Origin of the sequence: Mycobacterium gallinarum (assembly GCF_010726765.1) — a bacterium.
Classification (GTDB): domain Bacteria; phylum Actinomycetota; class Actinomycetes; order Mycobacteriales; family Mycobacteriaceae; genus Mycobacterium; species Mycobacterium gallinarum.
Genome location: NZ_AP022601.1, coordinates 4,475,233 through 4,496,893, shown reverse-complemented (window position 1 = coordinate 4,496,893; position 21,661 = coordinate 4,475,233). Strand labels below are relative to the sequence as shown.

The following is a 21,661-nucleotide window of genomic DNA, read 5'->3' as shown; positions in this document are numbered from 1 at the left end:
CGGTGGCGACGAAGTGGCATCTGGGTCCGTTCGCTCAGCGGTTGGTGATGCGGACGAGGACACTTTCCAGCGCCGCGGACACCTCGGCCGACACCGCCCGTTCTGCCTCGACCGCGTTCACGGCATCGACGTCGACGGCGCAGGCAGCTGCGGTTTCCTCCACGCTGAGCAGGGCTCGGTGCCGCGCGGCATACAGGCGCTGACCCAGCGTGGCGGCGGGGGCGGTCGCGGCGTGGCACATCAGGTCGCTGTAGGTGCGGCGCACGTCGGACAGCGCCAGCAGGATCTCGAGCGCTGGCGCGCTGCGCGCGGCGTTGGCCGTGGTGGCGTGCAGCCGGCGCAGCTGCGCGAGCAGCTCAGCGACCTGGACGCCGAACTCCGGGTCGTCGACCGGCGGCAGGGCCGCCATGCGCGCGGCCATCCCGTCGAGGGCGATCTTGGCGTAGTCGAGCATCACCTCCAGCTGCACGGAGTCCGACAGCGTTCCGGTGTCGTCGTCGTCGGGGATCTCGCCCCCGCGGGCCACGAGGGGAATCGTTCCCGACGGCCAGCGCAGGGCCCGTTCGATCTTCTCGCGGGTGCCCTGGGGCGGCCAGGTGTGCCCGCGTTCGAAATCCGCCAGCTCGCCCACGCTGACGCCGCTCTCGTCGCTCAGGCGGCGTGCCGAGTAACCGAGCTCTTCGCGGCGCGCGGTCACCGCCGCACCGGCCCGGGCGATGTCCGGGCCGTCCTGCGCTTCGGCCGCGGACCCGGCGGCGGCCTTCTCCGGCTGCGCGACGGTGTCGTCAGTGGTGCGTGCCGGCATCACGCCGGTGGCCATCATCGTGCCCGCGTCGGGGTCGATGAACGAGAACCGCACCGCGATGCCCTCGGGGTGACCCAGGTGCAGCGTCATACCGTCCGTCACGGGCACGTCGGAGACCCGTTCGCCGTTGAGGAACACGCCGTTGGTGCTGGCTTCGTCGACGACCACCCACTGCGCGCCCGTCGACTCGATCCGCGCGTGCGTTCGGGAGATGCGCGTGTCGTCGATGCGCAGCTGCGCGGGGAGCTCCCTGCCGATGAACACCGGGCCCTCACCGGGGCGCAGCACCTCGTCCACCCTGCCGAACCGCACGATCACGATGGGCAGGCCCGGCTCATCGCGGGGGGACTGCGGCGCAGGCATCGTCTAATTCCTTCCAGGCGTCGGGTCGGCCACCGTCCGATTCTGACAGCAAGCGCGAGTGGTGTAATCGGCAGATGACCGGCCTCGACCGCAACGGTGCGGTTTTCGTGCTCACGCTTGGCGACGACGAGAACCGCTTTCACCCCGATCGACTCGCCGCGATCAACACAGCGCTCGACGAGGTCGAAGCCGCCGAGGGCGCCAAAGCCGTCGTGACGACCGGCCTCGGCAAGTTCTACTCCAACGGGCTGGATCTGGATTTCATGGCGGCCAACCCGGACGCCTCCGAAACGATCCTGGTGGACGTTCACCTGATGCTCGCCCGGGTCCTGGCCTTTTCCGCGCCGATCGTCGCCGCCGTACAGGGCCACGCGTTCGCAGGCGGCGCAATGCTCGCACTGGCCCACGACCACATCGTCATGCGGGCCGACCGGGGGTTCTTCTGCCTTCCAGAGGTCGACCTCGGCATCCCGTTCACCCCCGGCATGAACGCCCTGATCCGCTCGCGACTACCCGTCGCGACCGCTCACGAGGCGATGACGACCGCGCGACGCTATGGCGGGGAGGACGCCCGGTCGGCCGGCATCGTCGCCGCTACCGCGGGTGAAGGCGAAGTGCTCGAGGTCGCGATCGCGCGGGCCGAGGAGCTCGCTCCGAAAGCCGGCGCGGTATTCGGGGCGATCAAGGCCCGGCTCTATGGCGAGGTCATCGCCGAACTCAAGTCGGTCTGATTCCACCGATCGGGGGACACCGGGTTCATCCGGTAGGCGGTCCGATCACCGGACAGACGCGTGGACCGGTGCGAGGCATCGTTATGCGCAACAGGTCAAGGACATCGGGAGAAACCACATGCACGTCTTCACGCGCTACATCGCCACCTACATCGTCGTCCCCGCCGGACTGATCGGCGCGTTCGCGCTGGGAACGGCGGCCAACGCCGACGCCGCACCGGTGCACAACAATTGGCAGCCGAGCATCGTGGCCACCCCGACCGTCAAGGCGCCGACCGCTGCCGGTCCGGGCACCAGCCACAACACGCGCCGCCACATGTACGGGTACTGAGCAGCTCAGAACGCGTAGCGGTGATACTGCGCCATGTAGCGCAGCGCCGGCACCATCGACATCACACGCGCCATCACGAGGTACGGCCACGCGACGTCCTGGAACGACGCGGAGTCGAACGGTGACTCCCACGCCAGTAACCGCACGCCGGGGACCGCGTCGACGATGTCCTCGGGCCGGTTGATCCCCCAGTACAGCGTCGAACCGGACCGTCGGACCACCGCGTTCATCCACTGCGATTTGATGCCGAGCCGGTTGAACGCGTCGAACTGCAACTCCCCGTTGGGGAAGGTGTCGACGACGCGGCGCAACAATGCGACACCGTCGGACTCGGTGAGATACATGGTCAGTCCCTCGGCGATCATCAGTGTCGGCCGGTCCGAGCGCACCTCGGAAAACCACGTCGGGTCGGTCACCGAGGCGGCGATGACGTGGTAGTTGTCCCGGCGCGGGAAGAGTTGACGACGCAGATCGGCGACCTCGGGATAGTCGACGTCGTACCACTCGACGCCGGGACCTGAATCGAGCCGGAACGCGCGCGCATCCAATCCGCAGCCCAGGTGCACGACGGTGGCGTCGGAATGGACCGCGAGAAATTGCCTGGCCCAATTGTCGAAATGGGCACTGCGGGTGGTCACCGACGGCGAATTGGCTTTCGTGATCGAGGTCTCCGACCAGTCGTAGTCGATGCGGTCGACGATCTCCTTGGCCAACCGATCGCCGAGTATCGGCTTGGCCAGGTCGGCGTCCAGTGCTTTGGCATACAGGGTGGCCAGCATGGTCTGCGGTGCACCGGAAAGGTCGACGTGCAGTTTCTCGCTCACGCTTGCGAGGCTAACCGCGGCGCAATCCAACTCGCTAGCCGCTGAACACTGTACGGCGTGGCGTTCAACGAATAACGTTGACATACATGCGGATCGACGTTCACGCCCACTACTGGACCGACCAATATCTCGACCGGGTCGCCGCTCTCGGTAAGACCGACACCGCGACCCAGCGAGGTATCGGCGCAGGCGATGGCGCCGAGCTCGATGCGCGGCTGCGGTTGATGGATCGCGCGGGGATCGACGTTCAGGTGCTGTCGGCCGCCCCGCAGTTGCCCTACGGCCTCGACACCGAGCGGGCCGTCGCGGCGGCCCGCTACGTCAACGACGAGTACGCCGCAGTCGTCACCGCACATCCCGACCGCTTCCGCGCCTTTGCAGCCTTACCTATGCCGGACGTCGATGCCGCGATCGCCGAAATAGGTCGTGCCACAGATGAATTGGGCATGGTCGGCGTCACGATGAACACCAGCGTGCTGGACCGCGCGATCACCGATCCGGACTTCGAGCCGATTTTCGCCGAACTCGATGCCCGCGGTGCCGTGCTGTACCTGCATCCGGCGGGCAACGGCGCCTGCTCCCCGCTGGTGACCGAACACCACATCACGTGGATGGCAGGCGCGCCCTTCGAGGACACCATCGCCGCGCTGCAGCTGATCACTTCCGGCCACCTGCAACGGTATCCCGGCGTGAAGATCATCTGCTCACACCTGGGAGGCGCGCTGCCGATGCTCACCCGCAGGGCCGACGATCACCTAGCGTGGGAGGCGCCCGACACTCCGGAGCCACCCAGCCAGGCGGTACACCGGCTGTGGTTCGACACGGTGAGCCACTGCCACGAACCCGCATTGCGTTGTGCCATAGACACTTTCGGTGCCGACCGGATAATGCTGGGCACCGATTTCCCGTACGAGGACGGTGCTACGTTCGTGCGCGCGGTCGAGTACGTGATGGAGGTCGCCGATCCCGGCGAAGCGCACGCCATCCTCGACGCCAACGCCATGGCGTTGTTCCACCTCGCCTAGGCGGCCATCGCGAGGTCCTCGGTGAACACCGTCTCCAGTGTCGCCAGGTCACCCGTTTGCGCGGCCGCCGTCAGCGCCACCACCATCCGCTTCCGCTCGGCACCCGTGGGCTCCTCACGGCGTTCTGCGACAAGGCGTTTGCGCGCACGGCTGACGAGTTGGCGCGCGTTCGCCTGCGTCACCTCCACGATCCCGGCGATCTCGGCGTACGAATAGTCGAACGCCTCGCGCAGCACGTAGGCCGCGCGCTCGGGCGGCGACAGCCGTTCGAGCAGGGTCAGCGCGGCGAGTTCCAGTGCCTCGCACTGCTCGATACGGCGTTGCGGGTCCGCGAGGGGATCCGCCGGATCGGGCAGCCACGAGCCCGCGTGGGTTTCGTGACGCGCACGTGCCGACTGCACGGCGTTGATGCAGAGCCGCTTCGTGGTGGTGGCCAGGAACGCCGGCGGGTCGAGAACGACGCTGCGATCGCAGGTCTGCCACCGCACCCACGCGTCCTGGACGATGTCTTCCGCTGCGGCGCTGTCGTTCAGGATCCGAAACGCGATGCCGAACAGGCGATCCCGGCACGACAAGAATGTCACTGCGGCGTCTTCGAGGCTTTGGTGCGACATGCTCATTCCTTCCGCGGACAGGGCGGTCAAACCGCCGCGCCGCCGCCGTCGGCGTGCAGCGTCGAACCGGTGATGAAGCTGGCCCGCGGCGAGGCCAGGAACAGCACTGCCTCGGCGATTTCGGCGGCATGCGCAGTACGGCCCAGCGGGAGCACCCGGCCGAGTTCCTCGTTGGTCTCGCCCCATTCGGCGGCCACCCCTTCGGTGCGGGTCGGCCCGGGCGCGACACTGTTGACGCGCACCCCGTGCTTGCCGAACTCGGCGGCCCAGGTGCGGGTCAACGACTCGAGCGCCGCTTTGGAGGCGCTGTACGCGGACGCCCCTGGAACGCCTTTGGACGCGACCATGGAGGTGACGTTGACGATGCTGCCGCTGCCGCGTTCGAGCATTGCCGGGACCAGGCCTGCGATCAGGAAGTACGCACCGCGAACGTTGGTGTCGAAAATCGATTCGAACGCGGCGAGGTCCTGGTCGACGGTGGCGGCGCCGGTGAAGTTCGCGGCGTTGTTCACGACGATGTCGACGGGGCCCACCTGATCGATGAGTGTGTGCACCGAATCGATGTCGGACAGGTCGGCAGGTACGAAGCGCGCGTTGTCACCGATCCGCGCCGCCGCCGCCGCACCACGGGCGAGGTCGCGTCCGGAGATGATGACCTCGGCACCCTCGGCCGCCATCAGGCGAGCGGCCTCCCACCCGATCCCGGCCGTGCCGCCTGTGACCAGGACGTTCTGATTCGCAAGTTCCACCAACTCAGTCTGTCGACCGAGTTGGACCACGGGACCCTTGAAAGTCCGTAGTCATTGCATGGTGTGGCTAGGTGAGCTCGGGTCGCCACCGTAGCTGCCGACGGGATTTGATACCGAGCTTGGCGAACACCTTGCGCAGGTGCCATTCGACGGTGTGGGCGCTGATGAACAGCTGCGCCCCGATCTCCTGATTGGTCAGGCCGGCGCCGGCCAGCTGAGCGATCTGCCCCTCCTGCGCCGTCAGCCCGTCGCCCGTGCCGATCGCACGCTTCTGGGTCTTCTCGCCGGTGACGAGCAGCTCGCGGCGGGCCCGCTCGGCGTAGCTCTCCGACCCCATGCGGACGAACATGTCGTGCGCGGTGCCCAGATGCTCGCGGGCGTCGACCCGCCGATTCATACGGCGCAGCCACTCCCCGAACACGAGATGCGAACGAGCGAGATAGACCTTCATCCGGGTGCGACCGAGCCGTTCGATTGCCTCGCGGTAGAGCATCTCAGCGGTCTGGTCGTCGGCGACGAGAGCCCGGCAGCGGGCCAATGTGCCGAGTGCCCAATCTGTGTCGGCGACGGCCTGGGTCTCCATCAGCGCGACTCCGCGGGCGGCCGCTTCCCGGTCGCCGCACCGGACACCCGCCTCGATGAGTTCGGCGAGCGCCATCCGGTACGGGCCCAGGTCCTCGTGCTCGCACGCCTGCTTCGCCGCGGTGAGCGCTTCTTGATAGCGGCCGAGCCCGTTGTTGAGGATCGCGGTGAAGCATCCGACCAGCCCCGTGACTCGGCCCTCGCCGCGTGACTCCGCGAGCTTCGTGGTGGCCTCGAGCAGTCGCAACGACTCGGTCTCCGCGCCGCGCCAGACGGTGAGCGAGATCGCGTGGTACCGCACCGGCGCCAATCCCGTTGCGGCGGAGATCGTATTGGCCTCCTCGATCAGCGCCGCGGCCGCCTCGAACTCGCCCGCGAACACGTGGCTGCCCGCCCGTGTCGCCAGCGCCAGCGGGAGCATCGCGAGCGCACCCGATTCGCGTGCCAGGCGAACCGCGGTGGTGCCGACGTTGTGCCACATGTCGTCGTCCCACAATTCCCCCGCCGCGCACTCGAGCGCGATGGGAAAGCCCTGCCAGAACGATCGCATCACATCGTCGTCGGTGTGCTGCGCTGCCTCGAGGACCTTCGTCACGGCGGTGCGCAACGTCGGCAGGCTCGCGGCGTGGCCGTCGGTGAACCGCATTGCCAAACCGTCCAGCAGCAGATCGTGCGGGCGCGGCGGCTGCGGTCCCGGAGGTGCGTGGCGGGCCGGTTCGGCGACGACGATCGGCCCGCCGTACGGGCACAACCTGCCCGCGTACATCGCGGCGCCGAGGGCGTCCAGATAGGTCTCTCTCGCGAGCCCGTCCTCGAGCCCTTCCAGACCCCGGGCGGCATCGAGCAAGCCGAGCGCGGTGTCGGCCACCGGCGCGGCACCGTCCACGCCGCCGCGACTCTCCACGAAGGCGATCCGCGCACGCAGTCGCTGAGCACGCGCGCGCTGCAGCGCATCAAGGGGGCTCATCTCCGCGATCGCCAGCAGGCCGAACGCCGCTTCGGAGGACGTGGCCGCGAACTTGGCCTCGGCGGCGGCCAGCGCCCTGGCTCCTCGTTGTGCCGGGTCCGACGTCAGCTCGGTCGCCCGTTCCAGGAACGCCGCCGCGGCGGCGACACCGCCCCTGGCGGCGGCACGGTCGGCGGACCTTTCGAGTTCGTCGGCCACACCGTCGTCGGTGCCGAACGCGGCGTTGGCGCCGTGCCAGGCGCGACGGTCGGGGTCGGAGTTCGGATCGGTCTCTTCCGCGAGGGCGCGGTGCGCCTGTCGCCGATCGTCGATGTCGGCGGCGAGGTAGGCGGCCGAGCGCATCAGCGGGTGGCGGAACCGGACCCGGGTGCCGATCTCGATCAGTCCATCGGCCTCCGCGTGTGCGGCGTCGTCCGGGGTGATTCCCAGCCGACGCGCCGCTCGTATCAGGAGGGCTTTGTCGCCGACGGGTTCCGCCGCAGCGGCGAGCAACAGCTTCTGCGTCGGCGCGGGCAGCGACTTGACCCGTCGCACAAAGCTCTGCTCTAGATGGCTCGATGGGGCGCGCGCGTCGGGACGTCCGTAGCCACCCTCGGCCGCGGCCGGATCGCGCGGCAGCTCCAGCAGCGCCAGCGGATTGCCGCGCGCCTCGGCGATGATCCGTTCGCGCACCCGATCGTCGAGGCGGCCGCGAATCACGGTGTCCAGCAGGGCGCGCGAGTCGCCGTCGGACAGACCGTGGATCTCCATGTCGGGCAGCCCCGTCAACTCGTCGGCGACGGTGGTGTTGCGCACCGCGAACACCAAGGCGACGGGCTCGGCGAGCAGACGGCGCGCGACGAACGCGAGCGTCTGCGCCGAAACCTGGTCCAGCCATTGGGCGTCGTCGACGATGCAGATCAGCGGTCGGTCCGCGGTGAGTTCGGCGAGCAGGCTCAGCGTGGCGAGACCGACCAGGAAGCGGTCCGGCGGCGGTCCAGCACTCTGGCCGAACGCGGTGGCAAGCGCGTCGCGCTGCGGCGCGGGCAGGGCATCCAAACGGTCCAGCATCGGGGCGCACAGTTGGTGCAGGCCAGCGAAGGCGAGTTCGACTTCGGCCTCGACACCGGCTGCGCGGGCGACGTGGAACCCGGCGGCGCGCTCGGCGACGTAGTCCAGCAGTGCGGTCTTGCCCACGCCCGCCTCGCCTCGCAGCACGACGACCTGGCTCTCGCCCCTGCCGGCAGCCTTGACTAGACGGTCCAGCGCCTCGCACTCGTCATGTCGGCCGCGCAGGGGATTTTCCGCACCGCCTGCCATGTACACCGCCGTCGATCTTGAAGGGCGGCCTTCACGTTAGCCTGTGCTGCCGTCCGACGGCGATTTGGCCTTGCGCCGGGCCTCGCGCAGCCCGACCCAGAAGCGGGCCGCTTCCCTGATCGACTCCTCGACGGGTCGCGGCTCCCAACCCAATTCGCGCTTGGCTTTGTCACACGCCACCGGCGCCTCCGCACGCATGAGACGCAGCGAACCCATCGACAGTTGTTCGTCGGTGCCGCGCAGCTTGGCCTTCGCGCTGCCGAGCACGGCCATCGCGTACGACACCGGCAGCGGAATCGACTTGGTCGGTGCGGGCACCCCGGCGGCCTCGGCGGCGATGCGCACCACTTCGGCGTTGCTGATCATCTTCTCCGAGATCAGATAGCGCTCACCGTTCCGGCCCTTTTCGGCGGCCAGGATGAGCGCCCGCGCCGCGTCGTCGATGCCGACGGCCTCGAGCTCGATCTTGTCCATCACGAACGGCAGCTTGCCGAACGCGGTACCGGCGATGATCTGGCCGTGCGGGGTCATGCCCCAGTCGCCGGCGCCGTACGTCGTCGACACACACATCGCGACGGCGGGCAGATCGTGTTCGCGCGCGTACTGGAGCACGAGTTCCTCGGCCTGCACCCGGGAGCGGACGTACGGTGTCAGGCCTCGGAGCCGAGAGGTCGGCGACATTCCACCCCTGTCGACGATCATGTCGTCCTCGGTGGCGACCCGACCGCGTTTACGTCCGACGGTGACGTAACTGCTGGTGAAGACAAACCGGTGCAGCCCGGCATCTTTCGCGATCTCCAGCACGTTGCGGGTGCCGTCGACGTTGGTGTGGAACAGCGGCGCGGGGTCGCGCAGCCAGCCGCGGGTGTCGACGACGCAGTAGTAGACGTCGTCGACACCGGCCATCGCTTCGCGCAGGGTCTCGTTGTCCCAGATGTCGCCGACGAACCGCGTGACGTCGAGATCGTCGATGCCGATCGTGTTGGCACCGTCGCGCACCATCACGCGCACGTCTTCGCCCTTGTCGACCAGCTGACGGGTGACGTGCGAGCCGAGATAGCCGTTGGCGCCGATGACCAGTGCGGTCACTTCTGTCCGCCCTGCTGCCCGCCGAACTGCTTCATCCATTCGGCCGCTTCGTCGGGCAGGGTGCCCAGTTCCTCCGCCTTACGGCACCACTTCACCGCGGCCCTCACGAACCGCAACGGGTTGTAGATGTCCTCCTGACGGCGCCACAGCCCGTCGCCCGCGTACGTGATGATCGAGATGTTGGTGGCCGTGATGATCGTGCCGTCGCCGGGGTCACGCATCGGGTTGTCGAGCTCGCAGATGACCCGGCCGGTCGCCTCGTCGAACACCTTCCAGAGCGCCGGGAACGACGTCATGTAGCTGCCGGGGAAGCTCTCCATCGTCTGCCAGATCCAGGGGCGCACCTCGTCCCGGCCGCGCATGGTGCCCGCCGCGTGCTCGACGTAGAGGACGTCGGGTGTGTACTGCTCAACCCAGGGATCCCAGTCGCGGGTCTGCGCCGCGCGATCGACCGTCGCTTCGAATTGCTCGAACGCCGCGACCAACTCATCGCGGCTGAAAGTGCTGCCAGTCACACCAGAACTAGAACACGTTCTACTGAGGTTTGTCGAGCAGTCAGGACACGCTGAGAACCCGCCGGTCACCGAGCGGGCCGGCCAGCGGCACCTCGACGGTGCCGGATACCGCGATCATGATGCAGGCACGGCCGGCCGCCTCGGGCAGCGCGCCGGAAAGCAACTCGACGCTGACGGTCTCGGCGGTCTCGGTGACGGTGGCATGGACGCCGTAACACTCCGGTGTTCCGGTCGTGAAGTGCACGTCCACGGCCTGGTCGCCAGCGACGCGGCTGAACGAGTCGGCGGGCATCGGATGGGCGTCCACGATCGCCGGATTGTCGACGAAGACGACGCCTGCGGGTCCCTGCCGTTCCGGCAGCACCGTCGTCTCCGCAGCCGCCGCGGGTGCGCCCCAGACAGCGATCGCGACAGCGGCGAGGATCGGGAATGAACGCATCACACTTCGGTAATCTCCGCACGGAACAGCGCCGTTACCCGCGTCGTTAGTCGTTACATGAGCGTGCAATACAACAAGAATCCCGCCGCGGTCAGTGCGTTGTCGCCGGAGCAGTATCACGTCACCCAGGAGAACGGCACCGAGCGGCCGTTCACCGGTGAGTACTGGGACAACCACGAGCCCGGCATCTACGTGGACGTGGTGTCTGGCGAGCCGTTGTTCGCCTCGGTCGACAAGTTCGAGAGTGGCACCGGCTGGCCGAGCTTCACCCGGCCGATCGAGGACGCGAACGTGGTCGAGAAAGTTGACCGCACGCTGTTCATGAAGCGCACCGAGGTCAGGTCGGCACAGGGCGACAGCCATCTCGGGCACGTGTTCAACGACGGCCCGCGATCCGAGGGTGGGTTGCGCTACTGCATCAACTCGGCTTCGCTGAGGTTCATCCACCTCAACGATCTGGACGCCGAGGGTTATGGCGACTACAAGAGGCTCTTCGAGAAGAAGGAGGCACAGGCGTGACGACGAGCGAGAAGCCGGAGGCGAATCGCGCATCTGACGGTGTCAAGAAGGCGATCCTGGCCGGCGGCTGCTTCTGGGGTATGGAGGATCTGATCCGCAAGCAGCCCGGTGTCATCGACACACGCGTCGGCTACACCGGCGGCGAGAACGCCAATGCGACGTACCGCAACCACCCCGGTCATGCCGAGGCCATCGAGATCGTCTACGACCCGACGCAGACCGACTACCGTGCGCTGCTCGAGTTCTTCTTCCAGATCCACGATCCGACCACGAAGAACCGTCAGGGCAACGACGTCGGCACGAGCTACCGCTCAGCGATCTTCTACCTCGACGATGAGCAGAAGGCCGTCGCGCTGGACACCATCGCCGACGTCGACGCCTCGGGGCTGTGGCCCGGCAAGGTCGTCACGGAAGTGACTCCGGCAAGCGACTTCTGGGAGGCCGAACCGGAGCACCAGGATTACCTGGAGCGCTACCCGAACGGCTATACCTGCCACTTCCCGCGGGCCGGCTGGAAGCTGCCCAAACGCGCGGTGGGCCCACGGGCGTAGCCCAGGGGAGTCTAGGCCTACTTCCCGTGGGCTCGCAGTTGATAGAGCCCGCGGGTGAGCGCCACGGTCTGGCCGGCTTCATCACGGACGACCGCGTCCAGCATGAAGTCGGCCTTTCCATTTTCGGCGGCTTCGGCTTCGACGCGACGTAATTCGTCCTCGCCCAGGCTCGCTTCGGCGCGTAGGTCACTGCGCGCCGCCGCGGTGAACTCGATGTCGAGTTTCTTCACCAGCGGGTAGTACTTGGCGGCATCGAAGCTCGCGATCGCGATGATACCGCCGAGGATTTCGGCGACGGTGAACTCGACTCCGGCGTACACGACGCCGAAGTGATTGCCGTTGCCCGCCAATGGCACGGTGGCTGCGGCATAACCGCGGCGCGCCTCGACGGCCTTGATCCCCAGCTTGTGCGCGGCGGGGATGGTGGCTTCCATGCCGCCGTTGATCATCTCGACCAGACTCATGGGACGAAACTAGCCCACGCGCGTCAGCGCCGGTGCACGGTGACGAGCCCACCGTCTTTCGGAGTGAACGCGATGCCGCGGAAGTGGATCTTCTCCTCGGGGGCATCGTCGGTCTCAATGACGAAGTGCCGCAGAATGGTTCGCAGCACGACGTCCATTTCGACGTTGGCGAACGCGGCCCCGATGCAGCGGCGGGTGCCGCCGCCGAACGGTATCCACGCCGTCGGGGTCCTAGTGCCCAGGAATCGGTTGGGGTCGAAACGCTCGGGGTTCGGGAAGGCGTCGGGGTTGGCGTGCACGTTGCCGATCGAGACCATCACCGTGTAGCCGTGCGGAACCCGCCATTCGCCGAGATCGAAGTGCGGCGCCACGACGTGGCGACCGGAGAAGTCGATGACGGTCCGGTTCCGTTGCAGCTCAACGATTGTGGCCTGGCGATACTCGTTGCCGCCCTCGTCGTTCTCCTCGACCAGCTTGGCGAGCACGTCGGGGTGACGGCGCAAGCGCTCGAACGCCCAGCCCAGGGTCGACGCGGTCGTCTCGTGGCCGGCGCCCAGCAGGGTCAGCAGTTCGTCCGAGATGTCCTGGTGCGACATCGGGGTGCCGTCCTCGTACGTGGTGCGCAGGAGCAGCGCCAGGATGTCGGTGCGGTCTTCCAATCGCGGATCGTTCTCGGCCTTTTCGATCAGCGCGAACACCGTGCGGTCGAAGTCCGTGCGGAACTGGGTCAGCCGGCCCCACGGACTGTACCGCCCGGTGCGGAACGGAGGCTCGGGCAGCGTGGCCATCCGCGACGCCAGCTTGGCCCACGGCGGGATTATTGCGCGCAAGTAGTCCAGTTGGGCTCCGTCGGCGCCGAACACGGTGCGCAGGATGACATTCAGCGTGATCCTGTTCATCGGCTCGAGCGTCGCGAACTCGCGCCCCTCGGGCCAGGTCGACGTCTCGCGCAGGGTTTCCTCTTCGATGACCTTCTCGTAGTTCCTGATGCTCTGCCCGTGGAACGGCGGAGCCAGCAGCTTGCGACGCGCCCGGTGCTCTTTGTTGTCGAGTGCGAACACCGAACCGGGGCCGAAGATCCTGCTGAGGTTCGGCTTCACATTGATCAGGTCGTCGGCGCTCGCCAGGAACACCTGGCGGGCCAACGCGGGATCGGAGACCACCACGCTGCGGCCGAAGAACGGGACATTGATGGCGAAGACGGGGCCAAGGCGCTGCAGTGTGGTGCGCAGGAAGTAGCGCCGAAAGCCGGCGAGCAGCACCCCTTGCACCACCTTCGGCAGCCGCACCGCCGGTGGCATCTTGGCCGGCGGGGCCTCGGTGGCTTCAACATTGCTGGTGTCGCTCATGGTTGTATCCGTCATTGCTCTCCTAGCCCAGCGGGGTCTCGCGACGGTGCACGATGATGCGCCCGCCGTCTTTCGGGGTGAAGGCAACACCGCGCGAGTGTGCCTTTTCATCGGGAGCCGAGGTCGTATCGATCTCGAAGTGCCGCAATACCGTTCGCAACACCACATCCATTTCGACGTTGGCGAAGGCGGCGCCGATGCACCGGCGGGTACCGCCGCCGAACGGCATGAACGCGAACGTCGGCCGCGTGCCGATGAAGCGCGTCGGATCGAACATCGCCGGTTCCGCGAAATCCTCTGCGCGGTCGTGCACCTGCGCCAGGGCGACCACGATCGAATACCCGCTGGGGATCACCCACTCGCCGAGCTCGAAGGTCGGCGCATACACGTGCCGACCTGCGAAGTCGATGACCGTGCGGGCACGCTGTACCTCCAGGATGGTGGCCTGCCGGTATTCGTTGTCGTCGGTGGCCGCCTCGGCGACCAGCTGTGACAACACCTTGGGATGACGGCTGATGCGTTCGAACGCCCAACCAAGGGTGGAGGCGGTCGTTTCGTGCCCGGCGGCCAGCAGCGTCAACAGCTCGTCACCGATATCGCTGCGCGACATCGCCGAGCCGTCCTCGTAGGTGCTGCGCAACAGAAGTGCGAGCACGTCGTCGCGGCTGCCGAAGTTCGGGTCGGCCCTGACACGGTCGATCAGCTTGTCGATGATCTGGTCGTACCGGCGCCGGTATTCGGCGAGCCTGCCCCAGGGGCTGAACCGCCCGAAGGTTCGGTTCGGCGTCGGCAGCACGACCAATCGTGACGCGAGGGTGACCCACGGCGGAATGATGCGCTTGAGGTCGGCGAGCTGTTCACCGTCGGCGCCGAACACCGCGCGCAGGATCGAGTCGAGTGTGATCCTCAGCATCGGTTCCATCGTCGGAAACGCCTGGCCCTCTGGCCAATTGGCGGTTTCGCGCAGGGTCTCCTCTTCGAAGATCTTCTCGAAGTTCTTGATGCTCTTGCCGTGAAACGGAGGGGTGAGCAGTTTGCGGCGGAGCCGATGGTCGGCACCGTCGAGCGCGAACAACGACCCGTCGCCCAGCACCCTCGACAAGTTGGGCTGGACATTGCCGACGTCGTCGGTGCCGGCCATGAACAACTGCTTCGCCAACTCCGGGTTGGCCACGATGACCGTCGGGCCGAACACCGGCAGGTTCATTCTGAACACGTCGCCGTGGCGGCGGGCGATCTGCCTGTACGTCCAATTCCGGTTGATCGCGTAGCCAATGCCCTGCACCAGCTTCGGCAGCCGTGAACCGGGTGGCAGTTTGACCGCGCGCGGCGCAGCGGCGGCCTTGTCGAGGATCGCGGTCCCATTGCGCGTGGGGCCATTGCTCATGGTGCACTCCCAGCCATCTCGCCAGGACGCTAGAGTCCTGGAACTGCGGCGGACTGGTACTACGGTGTACCGCAGGTTCGTGTAGTACGGTACCGGTTAGTACCAGCAATGTGCAAGAGTCCGGAGGGAGGCGACGTGACGACAGCGCTCGGCCAGCGTGATTCGCAATCCGAAGAGATGGCCGATCCGTTTCGCGACCGCTTACTCGACGGCATGGCGGCGTCGATCGTCGAGCGCGGTTTCCGAGACACCACCGTCGCAGACATCGTCCGGCACGCCCGCACCTCGAAGCGCACCTTCTACGCGCAGTTCGCCAGCAAGGAAGACTGCCTGATCGAGCTGCTGCGCCGGAACAACGAGACCCTGATCACCAACATTCGCAACGCCGTCGACCCGGAGGCGGACTGGCAGGAGCAGATCCGCCAGGCCGTCGACGCGTACGTCGGGCACATCGCGGCGCGGCCGGAGATCACCCTTGCCTGGATCCGCGAGCTTCCCGCGCTGGGCGCGGTGGCTCAGCCGCTGCACCGCATTGCGATGGAACACCTGACCGACATGCTGGTCGATCTCAGCGACAGTCCCGGATTCCATCGCGCGCAGATCGCACCGATCTCCCGGCCGCTGGCGCTGATCGTGCTCGGTGGTCTGCGCGAACTGACCGCCCTGTTCGTCGAGGCGGGCCACGATATACAGGGCATCGTCGAGCCGGCGATCGTCGCATCGACGGCGATCCTCGGCCCTCACTAGCCGAGCATCAGCCGCGCAGACTTCTCCAACCGCTGCGCGATCTCGGCGTAGGACGCGTAACCCATTCCGGCGCGCACCAGCGCACCGGAGTACAACATTTCCAGCGAGTCGACGACGTCGGGATCGACGGCGGGTCCGAGCGCAGCGGTCAGCCGGTCACGGATGTCGCGCCCGATGCGCAGCCTCAGCACCTCGACGTCGGGATCCCGGCCGAGCAGCGCATTGGTTACCGCACAAGCGAATTCGGGTTCGTCGGCGACCAGCAGGGCGATGTGCCGGAGCACCTCGGTGACCCGCGTCGCCGGGTCATCGGTATCGTGGCTCGCCAGCGGCGCGGCGGCGAGACGGCGCCAGAAGACCTCGGCGACCAGGTGCTCTTTGGACGAGAAATACGTATAGGCGGTGGCCGCCCCGACTCCGGCCTCGGAAGCCACGCGGCGCACGGTCAAGCCGGTGAAACCATCCCTGTTGAGGAGCTCGACCGCGGCTCTTCCCAGGCGATCGACGGTGTCGGCCTGCTTGGCGGTCAGACGGCGCCGAGTCGACTCCAGGGTCGTGTCGGACACATGTCCGGACGCTACTACAACTGCCCATGACCAGCAACGGTAGGTTAGCCACCATGAGCACTACAGACACTGCCCTCTCCGAGGGCGCTGATAACGCGCTCCCCGAGGGCGGCGACACCGCCCTGCCCGAGGCCGCTGCCCGCCTGTTCGCGCTCGCCGACGAGGTGACCGGCTTCATGCCCGCCGACGAGGGGCGCACGCTGTACGACACCGCCGTCCGCTACCTGGGCGACGGTGTCGGCGTGGAGATCGGCACCTACTGCGGCAGATCGACGGTTTTGCTCGGTGCCGCGGCGCAGCAGAGCGGCGGTGTGGTCTTCACCATCGACCACCACCATGGTTCCGAAGAGCACCAGCCGGGCTGGGAATACCACGACGAGTCGATGGTCGACCCTGTCACCGGATTGTTCGACACGCTGCCGACGCTGCGTCACACGCTCGACGCCGCGGGGGTAGACGATCATGTCGTCGCGATGGTCGGCCGGTCGACGACGGTGGCCCGAGGATGGCGAACCCCGTTGCGGCTGTTGTTCATCGACGGCGGTCACACCGAGGAGGCCGCCCAGCGCGACTTCGACGGCTGGGTGCGGTGGGTGCTCGTCGGCGGCGCGCTGATCATTCACGACGTGTTCCCGAACCCCGACGACGGCGGCCAGGCGCCGTATCACGTCTACCGCCGCGCGCTGGACACCGGCGATTTCCGCGAGGTCTCGGCGACCGGGTCGATGCGGGTGCTGGAGCGCGTGTCCGGTGTGCCCGGCGAGGCCCTGTAACGGCTGGCGGACTGGATCAGCCGCGCGGTCCTCGGCCTAACGGGTTGATCGGACGCACGTAGTGCTGGTGATCAACCCGTTAAGCGCACTGAGCCCGTCGCACTACCCGTGCTAGCGGTCGCTGGTCGCGCACTCGCAGTCGTACTCGCCCACGAGGCCGCGCGGCAGATCCGCGCCGCGGAAGATGCCGTTGGCCGGTGTCGTGCACGACAGCGCGTCGGCGGCGAGGATCATCGCCGCGCCGGTCCACGTGGTGCGTTCCACCGGCCACCGTTTCCCGTCGGCGTAGACGAGGCCGGTCCAGTAGGAGCCGTCCTCCTCGCGCAGGTGGTGCATCGCCGCGAATTGCTCGTGTGCGCGGGCCGTATCGCCAATCGCGTCCAAAGCCATTACCAGCTCGCATGTTTCGGCCCCGGTGACCCACGGCCGGTCGTCGACGCAGCGGATGCCGAGACCGGCCACCACGAAGTCGTCCCACCGTTCGTCTATGCGTGTCCGCGCGGCGGCACCGCGCATGGCGCCACCCAGCACCGGGTAGTACCACTCCATCGACCAGCGGTCCTTGGTCACAAAGGCGTCCGGATGCTCGGCGATCACGTGGCCGAGACGACCGACCGCGAGCTCCCACTCCGGCTGCGGGTCCCCGAAGTAGTCCGCGAGCGCCAGTGCGCAACGGAGGCTGTGATAGATGCTCGAGCATCCGGTGAGCAACGCTTCGGGTTCTAGCCCGTTCGGGCTTCTGGCCCAGGAGATTTCGCCACCGCTGAGCTGCATGTCGAGCACGAAGTCGACAGCCTTGGCAACCACTGGCCACATCTTCTCGGCGAATCGGCGATCGCCGGTGATTAGCACGTGGTGCCACACTCCGGTCGCGATGTAAGCACAGAAATTGCTGTCGCTGTTGGAGTCCTCGACGACGCCGTTGCGGAATTGGATGGGCCAGGAGCCATCGGGACGCTGCGTCCTACGGCACCATTCGAACGCGCCGCGCGCGGGTTCCAGGAGTCCGGCCGCCGTCAGTGCCATCGCGTTTTCCACGTGATCCCACGGGTCGGTGTGGCCGCCCTCGAACCACGGAATCGCGCCCGAGGACTCCTGGGTGTCTGCGATCGACTGGGCGGTTTGGCGGCACTGCGCAGGCGTCAGGACGCCGGGCACTCCAGGGATGTCACGAGTCAACGTCACACCACCGGCTTCTCGAAGTACATCGCGACGCTCTTGCCGATCAGCGGGTTGAGCACCGATTCCGCGGTGCGCGTGAGCCAGGGCCGGCTCATCATGTCCCACACCAGCAGCTTGTGGTACGCGGTCACCGCGGGATGATCCGACTTCTCGGTTCCGACAGCACATTTCAGCCACCAGTACGGTGCGTGCAGCGCATGCGCGTGGTGCGTGCCGGTGAGCCGCAGGCCATGGGCGAGCACCTTGTCGCGCAACACGTCGGCCTTGTAGATCCGGATGTGCCCGCCCTCGTTGGCGTGATACTCGTCGGACAGGATCCAGCACACCTTCTCAGGCAGCCAGCGCGGCACCGTGATCGCCAGCGAGCCACCCGGTTTGAGCACGCGGACCAGCTCCGAGATCGCCCGGTCGTCCTCGGGCACATGCTCGAGGATCTCTGAGGCGATCACACAGTCGAAAGTTCCATCGGCATAAGGCAGATCGAGCGCATCACCTTTGACCGCCTGGGCGGTGGCCGAAGCAGGGGCCTCACCCTTGTCCTTCATGGCCTGCAGAATCTCGTCGACGTCGTTGAGGTCCTCGACGCTCTGGTCGAATCCGATGACGTCAGCGCCGCGGCGGTACGCCTCGAAGGTGTGCCTGCCGGCACCGCAGCCGACGTCGATCACCTTCGTACCCGCGCCGACACCGAGCCGGTCGTAGTCCACGGTCAGCATTTGGCGACTCGCTCACGTGCTTGTTCGTATACCGCAACCGTCTGCGCGGCAACGGATTCCCAACTGAAGACATCCAGCGCGCGCTGGCGGCCATTGGCCCCGAGGCGGCGCAGTTCCAGCGGCGAGTCGAGGAGTTCGGCGAGCACGCTGGTCAACTCGTCGACATCGGCCGGAGTGACCAACCGGGCGCAATCACCGTCGGCGCCGACGACCTCGGGCAGCGCCCCCGCGCGGCTGGCGACGATCGGTGTGCCGCTGGCCATCGCCTCCACCGCCGGTAGCGAGAAGCCCTCGTAAAGCGAAGGGATGCAGGCGATTTCAGCGGACGCCAGCAGGTCGGCGAGCTCAATGTCGGTTACCCCGCTAGAGCTGTGCACGATGTCGGAGATGCCGAGTTCGGCGATCAGCTTCTCAGTCGGTCCGTTGGGTTCGAGCTTGGCGACGAGCTGCAGTTCGAGATCACGTTCCACGCGCAGCCTCGCGACGGCGTTCAGTAAGTGTGCGACGCCCTTGAGCGGGACGTCGGCGCTGGCGATCGCGATGATGCGGTTGCGCACCCGCCGCTCGGACGGCTTGAACAGTTCGGTGTCCACGCCGAGCGGTACGACATGCAGCTGATCCGGCGACACCCCGAAGTCCTCGGCGATATCGGCGGCCGACGTCGACGAGACGGTCAGCAGCTCGGGGATGCGCCTCGCAACATCCTTCTGCATCTCGGCGAAGCCGTACCAGCGGCGCACCAGGGGCTTGCGCCACCACGGTGCCGCCGACACGTCCAGCACCCGGTCGCGGGTGATCGGGTGGTGCACGGTGGCGACCACCGGCATGCCGAGGTCGGCGATCTTCAGCAGGCCGGTGCCGAGGCACTGATTGTCGTGGACCACGTCGAAGTCGTCGAGCCGCTCGGCCAGTGCGCGGGCGGCGCGCAGGCTGAACGTCTTAGGCTCGGGGAAACCCGCAGTCCAGGTCGTCAGCAGCTCGCGCAGATCGATGCTCGTCTTGATCTCGCTGGGCCACGGAATGCGGAACGGGTCCGGCTCGCGGTAGAGATCCAGGCTCGGCACCTTGGTCAGGCGTACCCGGGGATCGAGGCCACCGGGGTAGGGCTGACCCGAGAAGACCTCGACGTCATGACCCAGCTCGACGAGGCCGCGGGACAGGTGGCGGACATAGACCCCCTGCCCTCCGCAATGGGTCTTGCTCCGGTATGAAAGCAATGCGATGCGCATATTCAGCTCATGCCGATGCGCGGAGGCGGACACGTCCAGGGCCGATGAGCAGGACAAATCGTGTCACTCAAATACTCCGAACCTCTCTGGACATGTGTCCAGACTATAGTTTGACTAGCTATCGGACGCAACGCGTGCGTACTGCTCTGACTACCACATACGCCGCGCTGCGCGCTCTCCGGCCTTTCGATTCCCAAGCCATCTGGGAGGGTATTCCCCCTCGATGACCACACAAATCAAGGCGGAATTCGAGATCGCCGGTTGGGACGAGAAACCGTTCGAGGACAGCGACGAGGAGACCAAGCTCACCGAGGCGTTGGTCAAGAAGCGCTACTCCGGGGACATCGACGGCACCTCGACCACCAAATGGCTGATGTCCTACGCGCCGGACAAGTCTGCAACCTACGTCGGAATCGAGCACATCACCGGAACCATCGGCGGCCGGCGCGGCGGATTGGTTCTCCTGCACGACGGTGAGTTCGCCGACGGTGTCGCGACGGCGGCCCTGCGCGCCGTGTTGGGCACCGGTGAGCTCTCGTCGGCGTCAGGCACCGGAGAGTTCCGCGCCGACCCGGCCGGCTCGCTGGTGCTCGACCTCGACGGCTGAGTGCTACTGCGCTTGCTCCGGCGGGAAGCCGCCGGTCGCCACCGGACCCCACCGCGTTGGCGTGACGCGGATCAAGCACTTGCCCTGGTCGACCATCGCCTTTCGGTATTCATCCCAGTCGGGATGTTCTCCGGCGACGGCGCGGAAGTAGTCGACCAGCGGCTCGACGGCATCGGGCAGTTCGATGACCTCGGCGTCGCCGTCGACTTGCACGTAGGCGCCGTTGAATTCGTCGGACAACACGGTGACGCTGGCCCTCGGGGTGCGTTTCAGGTTGGCCGACTTGGCCCGTTGCGGGTAGGTCGCGATGACGATGCGACCGTGATCGTCGACGCCGCCGGTCACCGGCGAACTCTGCAACGATCCGTCCGATCGAAATGTGGTGAGCACCATGCGATGTCGTGGCCGGACGAAATCGAGCAGCTGCGGCAGATCGACGGCGTCGGCGGTTGCGTACGTTCTAGCCATAGCAAAAGCCTAGCGACGGGATAGCGATGGAAGCCTTCGAGAAGCTGGTCTCAAAGCTCGACTATCCGATGTACGTGGTCACCACCCGCGCGGGCGACCAGCGAGCCGGCTGTCTGGTGGGATTCACCAGCCAGGTCAGTATCGGGCCACCGCGCTTTCTGGTCGGACTGTCGGACAAGAACCACACGTACCGGGTTGCGCAGGATGCGACGCATCTGGCCGTCCATCTTCTGCCGCGCACACATCGCGAATTGGCCCGGCTGTTCGGCAGTGAGACCGGCGATCGCACGGACAAGTTCGCGCGGACATCGTGGCACGAGGGTCCGCATGGCCTGCCGATCCTCGATGACGCGGCGGGCTGGTTCGTGGGCGAGGTGCTCGGACGTCACGCTCTGGGCGATCACGTCGGGCATCTGCTCGAGCCGGTCGCCGGCGATGCCCCCGACGAGTTCGAGCAGCTGGTGACCTTCGCCGATGTGCGTGATCTGGAGCCGGGACACGAGGCCTGAACGCCTGAGGACAACTTTCGTCACGTGTCAGAACCCGACGCTATGATTCGAACATGCGTTCGGATAGAGAAGCGCTCATCGAAGCGCTCGATGCAATAGAAGCGGGATGCAAGGCGGTCGGGGTGTTCCCCGTGGAGACGCTGTCGCGGACCGACGGCCAGGCCTTACTCGCGCGGCTCGACAAACTGGACCAGAAGTTGGTCGCACTGCAGCGGAGCCTGCGCGGCCGGCTCCTCATGACTCGGATGTCGGCCTAGGGCC

General features: G+C 67.0%; 26 protein-coding genes. 10 read left to right on the top strand and 16 right to left on the bottom strand.

What is annotated here, in order from left to right; translation table 11 throughout:
* Nucleotides 1-34: 34 nt before the first annotated feature.
* On the bottom strand, nt 35-1,168 hold the full coding sequence (locus G6N42_RS22200; protein WP_163732924.1) for an FHA domain-containing protein: 1,134 nt from the start codon (nt 1,166-1,168) through the stop codon (nt 35-37).
* A gap of 74 nt (nt 1,169-1,242) precedes the next feature.
* On the opposite strand from G6N42_RS22200, the gene G6N42_RS22195 reads away from it, so the two are divergent.
* Together G6N42_RS22195 and G6N42_RS22190 are read left to right on the top strand one after the other, a co-directional pair.
* Nucleotides 1,243-1,899, top strand: coding sequence for an enoyl-CoA hydratase-related protein (locus G6N42_RS22195; RefSeq protein ID WP_163732921.1), 657 nt, complete (start codon nt 1,243-1,245; stop codon nt 1,897-1,899).
* 118 nt (nt 1,900-2,017) lie between these two features.
* Entirely contained in the window at nt 2,018-2,230 is a 213-nt protein-coding gene (locus G6N42_RS22190; protein ID WP_163732918.1) for a hypothetical protein, read from the top strand.
* 5 nt (nt 2,231-2,235) lie between these two features.
* Here the strand turns inward: G6N42_RS22190 and G6N42_RS22185 are convergent, their stop codons facing one another.
* Nucleotides 2,236-3,009: a class I SAM-dependent methyltransferase gene (locus G6N42_RS22185; RefSeq protein ID WP_232076663.1), complete on the bottom strand. Its 774-nt coding sequence runs from the start codon at nt 3,007-3,009 to the stop codon at nt 2,236-2,238.
* Nucleotides 3,010-3,140: 131 nt separating this feature from the next.
* Here G6N42_RS22185 and G6N42_RS22180 point away from each other — a divergent pair, with 131 nt between their 5' ends.
* Nucleotides 3,141-4,079 (top strand): amidohydrolase family protein, encoded by a 939-nt coding sequence (locus G6N42_RS22180; RefSeq protein ID WP_163732911.1) that lies wholly within the window; start codon nt 3,141-3,143, stop codon nt 4,077-4,079.
* Here the strand turns inward: G6N42_RS22180 and G6N42_RS22175 are convergent.
* The 6 genes from G6N42_RS22175 to G6N42_RS22150 form a co-directional block, all read right to left on the bottom strand.
* Nucleotides 4,076-4,693, bottom strand: coding sequence for a sigma-70 family RNA polymerase sigma factor (locus G6N42_RS22175; protein ID WP_174262133.1), 618 nt, complete (start codon nt 4,691-4,693; stop codon nt 4,076-4,078). The genes G6N42_RS22180 and G6N42_RS22175 overlap by 4 nt on opposite strands.
* 26 nt (nt 4,694-4,719) lie before the next feature.
* Nucleotides 4,720-5,442: an SDR family NAD(P)-dependent oxidoreductase gene (locus G6N42_RS22170; RefSeq protein WP_163732907.1), complete on the bottom strand. Its 723-nt coding sequence runs from the start codon at nt 5,440-5,442 to the stop codon at nt 4,720-4,722.
* A 67-nt stretch (nt 5,443-5,509) separates the two neighbouring features.
* Nucleotides 5,510-8,290, bottom strand: a complete 2,781-nt coding sequence (locus G6N42_RS22165; RefSeq protein ID WP_163732903.1) for an AAA family ATPase — start codon at nt 8,288-8,290, stop codon at nt 5,510-5,512.
* Nucleotides 8,291-8,326: 36 nt separating this feature from the next.
* Complete coding sequence (locus tag G6N42_RS22160) at nt 8,327-9,418, bottom strand: NAD-dependent epimerase/dehydratase family protein (RefSeq protein WP_163732901.1); 1,092 nt, start codon at nt 9,416-9,418, stop codon at nt 8,327-8,329.
* Nucleotides 9,376-9,894, bottom strand: a complete 519-nt coding sequence (locus tag G6N42_RS22155) for a nuclear transport factor 2 family protein (protein ID WP_163732897.1) — start codon at nt 9,892-9,894, stop codon at nt 9,376-9,378. Before G6N42_RS22155 ends, G6N42_RS22160 begins: the two co-directional genes overlap by 43 nt.
* A 40-nt stretch (nt 9,895-9,934) precedes the next feature.
* Nucleotides 9,935-10,333: a hypothetical protein gene (locus tag G6N42_RS22150; protein WP_163732894.1), complete on the bottom strand. Its 399-nt coding sequence runs from the start codon at nt 10,331-10,333 to the stop codon at nt 9,935-9,937.
* Nucleotides 10,334-10,390: 57 nt separating this feature from the next.
* Between G6N42_RS22150 and msrB the strand changes: the two genes are divergently transcribed.
* Together msrB and msrA are read left to right on the top strand one after the other, a co-directional pair.
* The gene (gene msrB, locus G6N42_RS22145) at nt 10,391-10,852 is read left to right on the top strand and encodes a peptide-methionine (R)-S-oxide reductase MsrB (RefSeq protein ID WP_163732891.1); all 462 of its coding nucleotides are present in this window, start codon (nt 10,391-10,393) and stop codon (nt 10,850-10,852) included.
* A gap of 80 nt (nt 10,853-10,932) precedes the next feature.
* Nucleotides 10,933-11,403, top strand: a complete 471-nt coding sequence (gene msrA / locus G6N42_RS22140) for a peptide-methionine (S)-S-oxide reductase MsrA (RefSeq protein ID WP_232076662.1) — start codon at nt 10,933-10,935, stop codon at nt 11,401-11,403.
* Nucleotides 11,404-11,420: 17 nt separating this feature from the next.
* Here the strand turns inward: msrA and G6N42_RS22135 are convergent, their stop codons facing one another.
* The 3 genes from G6N42_RS22135 to G6N42_RS22125 are packed head-to-tail and all read right to left on the bottom strand — an operon-like array spanning nt 11,421 to nt 14,603.
* A complete protein-coding gene (locus G6N42_RS22135) occupies nt 11,421-11,867 on the bottom strand; it encodes a YiiD C-terminal domain-containing protein (RefSeq protein WP_163732885.1) in 447 nt (148 codons plus the stop codon).
* A 23-nt stretch (nt 11,868-11,890) separates the two neighbouring features.
* Entirely contained in the window at nt 11,891-13,216 is a 1,326-nt protein-coding gene (locus tag G6N42_RS22130) for a cytochrome P450 (RefSeq protein WP_163732883.1), read from the bottom strand.
* Nucleotides 13,217-13,238: 22 nt separating this feature from the next.
* Entirely contained in the window at nt 13,239-14,603 is a 1,365-nt protein-coding gene (locus G6N42_RS22125) for a cytochrome P450 (RefSeq protein WP_163732880.1), read from the bottom strand.
* A 135-nt stretch (nt 14,604-14,738) separates the two neighbouring features.
* On the opposite strand from G6N42_RS22125, the gene G6N42_RS22120 reads away from it, so the two are divergent.
* Nucleotides 14,739-15,350, top strand: a complete 612-nt coding sequence (locus G6N42_RS22120; protein WP_410506620.1) for a TetR/AcrR family transcriptional regulator — start codon at nt 14,739-14,741, stop codon at nt 15,348-15,350.
* Here G6N42_RS22120 and G6N42_RS22115 read toward each other — a convergent pair.
* Nucleotides 15,347-15,916 (bottom strand): TetR/AcrR family transcriptional regulator, encoded by a 570-nt coding sequence (locus G6N42_RS22115; protein ID WP_163732874.1) that lies wholly within the window; start codon nt 15,914-15,916, stop codon nt 15,347-15,349. The genes G6N42_RS22120 and G6N42_RS22115 overlap by 4 nt on opposite strands.
* Before the next feature lie 53 nt (nt 15,917-15,969).
* Between G6N42_RS22115 and G6N42_RS22110 the strand changes: the two genes are divergently transcribed.
* The gene (locus tag G6N42_RS22110; RefSeq protein ID WP_163732871.1) at nt 15,970-16,689 is read left to right on the top strand and encodes a class I SAM-dependent methyltransferase; all 720 of its coding nucleotides are present in this window, start codon (nt 15,970-15,972) and stop codon (nt 16,687-16,689) included.
* A 111-nt stretch (nt 16,690-16,800) separates the two neighbouring features.
* On the opposite strand, the gene mmpH is transcribed toward G6N42_RS22110, so the two are convergent.
* Genes mmpH through manT form a run of 3 tightly spaced genes read right to left on the bottom strand, consistent with a single transcriptional unit; the run spans nt 16,801 to nt 19,816 of the window.
* A complete protein-coding gene (gene mmpH, locus G6N42_RS22105) occupies nt 16,801-17,874 on the bottom strand; it encodes an MMP endo-(1,4)-3-O-methyl-alpha-D-mannosidase (protein ID WP_232076255.1) in 1,074 nt (357 codons plus the stop codon).
* Entirely contained in the window at nt 17,871-18,587 is a 717-nt protein-coding gene (locus G6N42_RS22100) for a class I SAM-dependent methyltransferase (protein ID WP_163732868.1), read from the bottom strand. The genes mmpH and G6N42_RS22100 overlap by 4 nt, the downstream gene beginning before the upstream one ends.
* A complete protein-coding gene (gene manT, locus G6N42_RS22095) occupies nt 18,581-19,816 on the bottom strand; it encodes an MMP alpha-(1->4)-mannosyltransferase (protein WP_163732865.1) in 1,236 nt (411 codons plus the stop codon). The genes G6N42_RS22100 and manT overlap by 7 nt, the downstream gene beginning before the upstream one ends.
* 223 nt (nt 19,817-20,039) lie before the next feature.
* On the opposite strand from manT, the gene G6N42_RS22090 reads away from it, so the two are divergent.
* Nucleotides 20,040-20,423, top strand: a complete 384-nt coding sequence (locus G6N42_RS22090; RefSeq protein WP_163732862.1) for a DUF3224 domain-containing protein — start codon at nt 20,040-20,042, stop codon at nt 20,421-20,423.
* Nucleotides 20,424-20,426: 3 nt separating this feature from the next.
* On the opposite strand, the gene G6N42_RS22085 is transcribed toward G6N42_RS22090, so the two are convergent.
* A complete protein-coding gene (locus G6N42_RS22085; RefSeq protein WP_163732859.1) occupies nt 20,427-20,891 on the bottom strand; it encodes a PPOX class F420-dependent oxidoreductase in 465 nt (154 codons plus the stop codon).
* A gap of 26 nt (nt 20,892-20,917) precedes the next feature.
* Between G6N42_RS22085 and G6N42_RS22080 the strand changes: the two genes are divergently transcribed.
* Both G6N42_RS22080 and G6N42_RS22075 read left to right on the top strand, forming a co-directional pair.
* Complete coding sequence (locus tag G6N42_RS22080; protein ID WP_163732856.1) at nt 20,918-21,400, top strand: flavin reductase family protein; 483 nt, start codon at nt 20,918-20,920, stop codon at nt 21,398-21,400.
* Between the two features lie 53 nt (nt 21,401-21,453).
* On the top strand, nt 21,454-21,657 hold the full coding sequence (locus tag G6N42_RS22075) for a hypothetical protein (protein ID WP_163732853.1): 204 nt from the start codon (nt 21,454-21,456) through the stop codon (nt 21,655-21,657).
* Nucleotides 21,658-21,661 lie beyond the last annotated feature (4 nt).